Annotated in this window: 6 protein-coding genes; 4 read left to right on the top strand and 2 right to left on the bottom strand. The window is 73.9% G+C overall.

The window, feature by feature from the left end:
- Positions 1-158 precede the first annotated feature (158 nt).
- Positions 159-1,586, bottom strand: a complete 1,428-nt coding sequence (locus I4Q55_RS06110) for an NAD(P)/FAD-dependent oxidoreductase (RefSeq protein ID WP_206785000.1) — start codon at positions 1,584-1,586, stop codon at positions 159-161.
- A 221-nt stretch (positions 1,587-1,807) separates the two neighbouring features.
- On the opposite strand from I4Q55_RS06110, the gene I4Q55_RS06105 reads away from it, so the two are divergent.
- The 4 genes from I4Q55_RS06105 (at position 1,808) to I4Q55_RS06090 (ending at position 5,103) form a co-directional block, all read left to right on the top strand.
- Positions 1,808-1,954 (top strand): hypothetical protein, encoded by a 147-nt coding sequence (locus I4Q55_RS06105; protein WP_206785052.1) that lies wholly within the window; start codon positions 1,808-1,810, stop codon positions 1,952-1,954.
- Positions 1,955-2,043: 89 nt separating this feature from the next.
- Complete coding sequence (locus I4Q55_RS06100; RefSeq protein ID WP_206784999.1) at positions 2,044-2,988, top strand: RNA polymerase sigma-70 factor; 945 nt, start codon at positions 2,044-2,046, stop codon at positions 2,986-2,988.
- Positions 2,989-3,070: 82 nt separating this feature from the next.
- Positions 3,071-4,246 carry an NAD(P)/FAD-dependent oxidoreductase gene (locus I4Q55_RS06095; protein ID WP_206784998.1) on the top strand — a complete coding sequence of 392 codons (1,176 nt, stop codon included), beginning with the start codon at positions 3,071-3,073 and terminating at the stop codon, positions 4,244-4,246.
- A 26-nt stretch (positions 4,247-4,272) separates the two neighbouring features.
- The gene (locus tag I4Q55_RS06090) at positions 4,273-5,103 is read left to right on the top strand and encodes an NAD(P)H-binding protein (protein WP_206784997.1); all 831 of its coding nucleotides are present in this window, start codon (positions 4,273-4,275) and stop codon (positions 5,101-5,103) included.
- 136 nt (positions 5,104-5,239) lie between these two features.
- Here I4Q55_RS06090 and I4Q55_RS06085 read toward each other — a convergent pair whose 3' ends face one another.
- Positions 5,240-6,832 carry a histidine phosphatase family protein gene (locus I4Q55_RS06085; RefSeq protein WP_206784996.1) on the bottom strand — a complete coding sequence of 531 codons (1,593 nt, stop codon included), beginning with the start codon at positions 6,830-6,832 and terminating at the stop codon, positions 5,240-5,242.
- Positions 6,833-6,843: the final 11 nt, after the last annotated feature.

Raw genomic sequence — 6,843 nt, 5'->3', positions numbered from 1 at the left:
GCCCGTCCTGGGGGCGTACGGGCGAGCGGGCCCGGCTGTGGGGCCGGCCACCCGGGTGTCCCCACCGGGCGCGGCCATGGGACAAGCGTATTTCGCCCACCGGCCCGCGGGCCATCAGCGATCGGCGGAAACCTTCCCGGGGGAAACGCGGAACGCGGTCACGCCCGCCGGGCGCGGCGGAGGTGGCGCAGGGCCCGCGCGGCGGCGTTCGCGCCGCACATGCCGTGCGCGCCCGCGCCGGGCGGGGTCGCCGCCGAGCACAGGTACATGCCCGGCACGCCGACGTCGTACGGCGAAAGCGTGATCCGCGGCCCGAACACGAGCTGGCGGACGGTCGTGGCGCCGGTGATGACGTCGCCGCCGACGTAGTTGGGGTTGTACACCGCCATCTGCGTGGCCGAGCGGACCGCCGTGCCGACGATCCGGTCGCGGAAGCCGGGCGCGAACCGTTCGATCTGTTCGATGATGGCTTCGGTGGCGTCGCCCGGGTAGCCGTGCGGCACGTGCGCGTACGTCCACAGTGGATGGACGGTGCCCGCCGAGCGGCCGGGATCGGCCAGGTACTGCTGCCCGGCCAGGACGAACGGTCGCGCCGGCAGCCGTCCGGCGTGGATTTCGCGTTCGCCCGCGGCGAGCTCGGCGTAGGTCCCGCCCAAGTGGACGGTGCCGGCCCGGCGGACGTCGGTGTTGGCCCACGGCACGCCGCCCTCGACGGCGAAGTCGACCTTGAACGCGCCCGGCCCGTGCCGGTACCGGCGGTAGGCGCGGGCGATCCGCGGGGGCAGGCGGTCGCCGAGGATGTCCGCGACCGCGCCAGGGGTGAGGTCGAACAGCGTCACGTCGGCGGGCGGGAGCTGCGTCGCCGAGGTGACGCGCACGCCCGTCTCGATCCGGCCGCCGAGGTCGGCCAGCAGCTTCGCCAGCGCGGTGGTGATCGAGCCGGACCCGCCGACGGCGACCGGCCAGCCGTGCCGGTGCCCGGCCGCGATGATGCCGAGGCCGATGGCCGACGTCATCGGGTGGTGCAGCGGCCGGAAGGCGTGCGCGGCGATGCCGCCGAAGAGCGCCCGCGCCCGCTCCGTGGCGAACAGCCGCGCGAAGACGGCACCGGGCAGGGTGGCGGGCAGGCCGAACCGCGCCAGCGTCAAGGGGTGCTTCGGGAACCGCACCAGCGGGCCCATAATGTCCTCGGCGAGCGCGTCGAACCGCGCCGCCGGGCGGCCGAAGGCGCGCCGCCAGCGGGCGCCGTCGGAGCCGAGGGCGGCTTCGGTGGCCGCGACGGACCGGTGCAGCAGGGCCGCGTCCCCGCCGTCGAGCGGGTGCGCGCAGTCGATCTCCGGCCACGCCCAGGACAGGCCGTACCGGTCGAGGCCCAGCTGCGCGAGGAAGGCCGAGCCGACGGCCATCGGGTGGAACGCCGAGCAGTCGTCGTGCAGCAGCCCCGGCAGGATGGCCTCGGTGGACCGGGCGCCACCGCCGATCCGCCCGGCGGCCTCGAGCACGGTGACTTCGACACCCTCGCGGGCCAGTGCCACGGCGGCGGCGAGCCCGTTGGGGCCGCTGCCGACGACGACGGCGGTGCTCATGGTCTGCTCCCGATCGGCCGGGGATCACGGACGTCCAGTTTCGGGCGCGGACGGCGGCGCGCGGGCGGAAAGACGCCGAATCGGGGAGAAGGTTCCTCGAACGGCGGACGGGCCGGCCGTGGTCGTGAGGGATTTCCCCACCCGGGCCCGCCGGGCCGGTGGCGCGGGGTCCCGGGTGGTGTCATGAGGGGAACAGGCGCAAGCCGGGAAGGAGCGGCCGGATGGACACCGGAGCACAGGTGGTCGTGGCGGCGGTGGCGATCCTGGTGGTGTCGGCCCGGCTCGCGGTGGCACTGTGCCAGGCCCGCACGGACGCCCGCATCGCGGCCCGCCGCGCCCGCGAAGACCGGCGGCTCCCGGCGAGTTAGGTTCCCCGGCCGCGGCCGAGCGCACGTCCGGGCCGGACGGGTTGGCGAAAACCGGACACCACCGACCGGACACCTGGTTGACTGAAGGCATGCCGGTCGGTGTGCACGAGGTCGAGGTGTTCGAGAGCGCCAGGGCGAGGCTGGAAGCCATCGCCTACCGCCTGCTGGGGTCGGCGACCGACGCCGAAGACGCGGTGCAGGACACGTTCCTGCGCTGGCAGTCCGCCGAACGGGACCGCATCGAGACGCCCGAAGCGTGGCTCACGAAGGTGCTCACCAACCTCTGCCTCAACCGGCTCACCTCCGCGCGTGCCAAGCGGGAGACCTACGTGGGCCAGTGGCTGCCCGAGCCGGTCTTCGCCGGCGACCGGATGCTCGGCCCGTCGGACACCGTCGAGCAGCGGGAATCCGTCTCGATCGCGATGCTCACGTTGATGGAGCGGCTCTCGGCCAAGGAACGCGTCGTCTACGTGCTGCGCGAGGCGTTCGGGTACTCGCACGGCGAGATCGCCGAGGTGCTCGACCTCACCGAGCCGAACTGCCAGCAGATCTACCGGCGGGCCAAGCAGCACCTGGCCGCCGACCGGCGCCGGGTCGAGGTCGACGCGGCAGCCGCCCGCAAGATCGTCGAGGAGTTCCTCGCCGCGGCCCTCAGCGGCCGGACCGACTCCCTCGTCAAGATGCTGGCCGACGACGCCGTCAGCATCGGCGACGGCGGCGGCGTGGTCCTCTCGGTGCGGCGGCCGATCACCGGTGCCCTGCGGGTGGCCCGGTTCCTGCGCACGCTGTTCACGCCCAGCGACGCCAAGTGGGACATGGTCGGCGGCCGCCCCGACCTGTACGCGGCGGTCGCCAACGGGATGCCCGCGCTGGTCATGGTGGTCGGGGAGCGGATCGCCGGCGTCTTCACGCTGGACGTGACCGACGGCGGCATCGCGGCCGTCCACGCCCAGGCGAACCCCGCCAAGCTCGGCCGCGCGATGCGCGGCTGGGCGGGCGCCGACCACGGGGAGCCGCTCGCCGGCGACTGGTGACTCAGGTCACATCGAGCTTCTGTCAGGTTTCGCGCCGCTGTCCGGTTCAGGGAGCACACACCGACCGGACAGGAGCAAAACCATGAAGCACCGCATCGTCGTTCTCGGGGCCGGATACGCCGGAGCCAACGCCGCCGGGCGCCTCGCGAAGCGGCTGCACCCCGCCGACACCGAGATCACCCTCGTCAACGCCGACGCCGAGTTCGTCGAGCGCGTCCGCCTGCACCAGCTGGCGACCGGGCAGGACCTGAAGCCCCGCCCGCTGGCCGACGTCTTCGCCGGCACCGGGGTGCAGGTGCGGATCGCGCGGGTCGCCGCCGTCGACGCCGAACGGAAGACCGTCGCCCTCACCGGCGGTGACGAGCTCGCCTACGACACGCTCGTCTACGCCCTCGGCAGCACGGCGGGCGACCACGGCGTCCCGGGCGTCGCCGAGCACGCCCACCACATCGCCGGCAAGCAGTCCGCGCTGCGGTTGCGGGGGCGCCTGGCCGAGCTGGCCGCGGGCGGGACCGTGCTGGTCGCCGGCGGCGGCCTCACCGGCATCGAAGCCGTCACCGAGATCGCCGAAGCTCGCCCGGACCTCGACGTCGCCATCGCCGCCCGCGCCGGCCTCGGTGACTGGCTGAGCGAGAAGGGGCAGAGCCACCTGCGCAGGACGTTCGACCGGCTCGGCATCACCGTGCACGAGAACACCGGCATCACGGGCGTCGAACCGGGCGCCGCGGTCACCGCCGACGGCCGCAGGATCCCGGCCGACGTGACCGTCTGGACGGCCGGGTTCGCCGTGCACCCCATCGCCGCGGCCACGACCCTGGAAGTCGCCGAGACCGGGCAGATCGTCGTCGACGACACGATGCGGTCGGTCTCGCACGCCGACGTCTACGCCGTCGGTGACGCCGCGTTCGCCAAGGGCGCGAGCGGTGCGCCGCTGCGGATGTCCTGCGCCTCGGGGGTGCCGACGGCGCACCAGGCCGCCGACGCCATCGCCGCCCGGTTGACCGGACGCCCGCTCCCGGAGAACAAGATCGGCTACAGCGGCCAGTGCATCAGCCTCGGCCGCCACGACGCACTCGTGCAGTGGGTGACCCCGGACGACCGGCCGAAGCCGTCCGCCCTCACCGGCAAGACGGCCGCGCGCGTCAAGGAACTCATCTGCAAGACCGCGGCGTGGAGCATCGCCCACCCGACCTCGATGGCCCCGGTGCGGCGCCGCCACGTCGTCGCGGCCGCAGAGCCGCTCGTGACCGCCGGCTGACCTCGTCCGAGAAAGGAACGATCACCATGATCCTGCTCACCGGAGCCAACGGCGTCGTGGGACGCCAGGTGCTGAAACTGCTGCCGGACGAGGCTGTCGCGGTCACCCGCGGTCTCGACGGGACGTCGCTGCCCGGCGGGAAAACCGTCCGGGGCGACCTGTTCCACCCCCAGTGGATCGAGGCGGCGCTGGACGGCGTCGAAGCGGTGCAGATCAGCCCGCGCGCCACCGGTCCCGGGCTCGGCGAGCTGCTGAAGCTGGCCGTCAAGCAAGGGGTGCGGCGCGTGGTGCTGCTGTCGGCCACCACCGTGGAGTACCCCGCGGGCGAGCCCCGCTTCGCCGCCCAGTTCACGGCGGCCGAGGACCTCGTCACCCAGTCCGGTCTGGAGTGGACGGTCCTGCGCCTGGCCGACTTCGCCGCCAACGCGCTGGCCTGGGCACCCCAGATCAAGGCGGGCGACGTGGTGCGCGGCGCGTACGGCCGGGCGGCCAGCTCGCCGATCCACGAGGCCGACATCGCCGCGGTCGCCGTCCAAGCCCTCCGCGGCGAGCTCCCGGCGGATGCGGTGTACACGCTGACCGGGCCGCAGTCGCTGGACCAGCACGAAAAGGTGCGGCTCATCGGCGCCGCCCTCGGCCGGACACTGTCCTTCCAGGAGCTCCCGCCCGAGCAGGTCCGGCAGGGCCTGCTCGCGCAGGGGCTGCCCGAGGAGGTCCCCGCCCGCCTGCTCGGGTCCCTGGCCGACTACAGCGAGCGTCCCGGTCCGACGACCGGCACCGTGGCGGACCTCCTGGGCAGGCCCGCGCTCACCTTCGCCGACTGGGCCGGTGACAACGCGGCCGCGTTCGGCCGCTGAGCACCGCGAACACGGGCAGCCGCTCAGGACAGGCCCGGCAGCAGAGCGATGAGCTGGTGCGCCGGCAGGCCGGCACCGTGCGCACCGGCTCCGCCCGCGGCGGGCGCGGGCGAGCCGGGTGGAAGCTTCCACCTCGTCACGCTCGCGCCGGGACGGCGACCGGCGTGACACTCCGCGCCATCGCGGCCCCCAGCTTCTTCCGGTGGCGCCGCACGAAGACGAACTCGTCCGCCGGCATCGCCGCGAAAAACCCGAAGGCGGCGACCGGTGCCAGCAACGCCCCGCCGTGCCCGAGCGCGCCGGCGAACGTGAACCACAGGAAGATGTTGGGCGTGCACTGGGTGATGAACAGGTCGCGGGCCTCGCCGGCCGGGAGGGCGCGTTTCCTGAGGTACAGCACGGCGATCGCGCGCAGCACGAGCAGGGTCGCGAGCACGACCGCCACGGCCGGCAGCAAGCCGGCCGGGTGCACGCCGTCCGCCGGCGTCAACGCGAAGGTGGCGACCGCGGCCAGCGGGACCAGCGCGGCGCCGCCGACCCAGGTCCAGTTGGTGCTCAGCTGCCCGGCCCGGATGGGGTCGCGGCGGCGGAGCACCTGCGCGACGATCGCGGGCAGCACCATCGCCCCGCCCAGCACCGCGACGTAGCCGGCCGCCGCCGTGCCGAGCCCGGGCAGCCGGTGCGGGAACCACGCGGCCGCCAGCACCACGACCGGCAGCACGAGCGAGGCCGTCACCGTCTGCCGGACGGCGGCGAAGTAGTCGCCGCCCCACAGCAGGGAAAGGGCCGGCGTCAGCAGTGCCGGTGGCAGGAGCAGGAACAGGCCGAGCGACGACGCGGGGCCGTCGGCGAAGAACCAGACGAGGGCCAGCCCGGCGCCGACCCGCAGCGCCGTCAACGGCAGCGCCTTCCGGATGCTCGGGCCGTATTCCCGCAGTACCCCGGAATGGAGCCGGAGCATGCCGAAGAACGTGCTCAGCCCCAGCAGTGCGACCAGCACCCCGGTGAAGACCGGCGCCGGGATCGGAACGTGCAGGGCCAGCTGGGCCGCCGCGCCGAGCGCGGCGCCGCCCGCCACGAGGACCGGGAGCCGGATCTCGACGATCTCGCCGAAGTCGTGCACCGCGGACGTCTTCGCCGAGCCGCGCACGAGCCGCCGCAGGTCCGCTTCGGACACCGGGCGCGCATTGGGGACCTTCAGGTCGTGGTAGTCCTCCGCCGCGAGGTCCGCGACGACGACGGCGAACATCTCGACCACGTACTTGTGCGCGACCACGAGGATGTTCTTCCCGGCCCGGGACCGGGGCAGCAGGACCTGCTCGTAGTACCGGCGGATCCGGTCGTGCAGCAGGCTCCAGGACTCCCCGCCGGGCGGGCACCCGGTGCTGCTGTGGAAGTATTCGGTGTAGGCGCGGAAGCCGATGCTCTTCTTCACCAGGCTCTTGTTCTGGGCGGTGAAGACGCCGAAGTCGCGCTCGACGAGCGCGTCCGAAACGACCAGTTCGGGGTGGGCGCCGAGCCGGTCGACGATCACGCCGGCGGTGCGCCGGGCCCGGTCCAGCGGCGAAACGTGCACCTCGTCGTAGTGGATCCCGAGTGCGGCGACGCGGTCGCCCGCCTGCCGCGCCTGCCGGAGGCCCAGCTCGGTGAGCGGGGTGTCCTGCCTGCCCGCGAAGAGGTTCTGCTCGTTCGCCAGCGATTCGCCGTGCCGGACGAAATGGATGACCATGCGCGCCTGCT

Source organism: Amycolatopsis sp. MtRt-6, from assembly GCF_017308975.1.
In the GTDB taxonomy this organism is placed as follows: Bacteria; Actinomycetota; Actinomycetes; order Mycobacteriales; family Pseudonocardiaceae; genus Amycolatopsis.
Note: the sequence above shows the minus strand (reverse complement) of the source record. Positions and strands in the feature narration are given on the sequence as shown.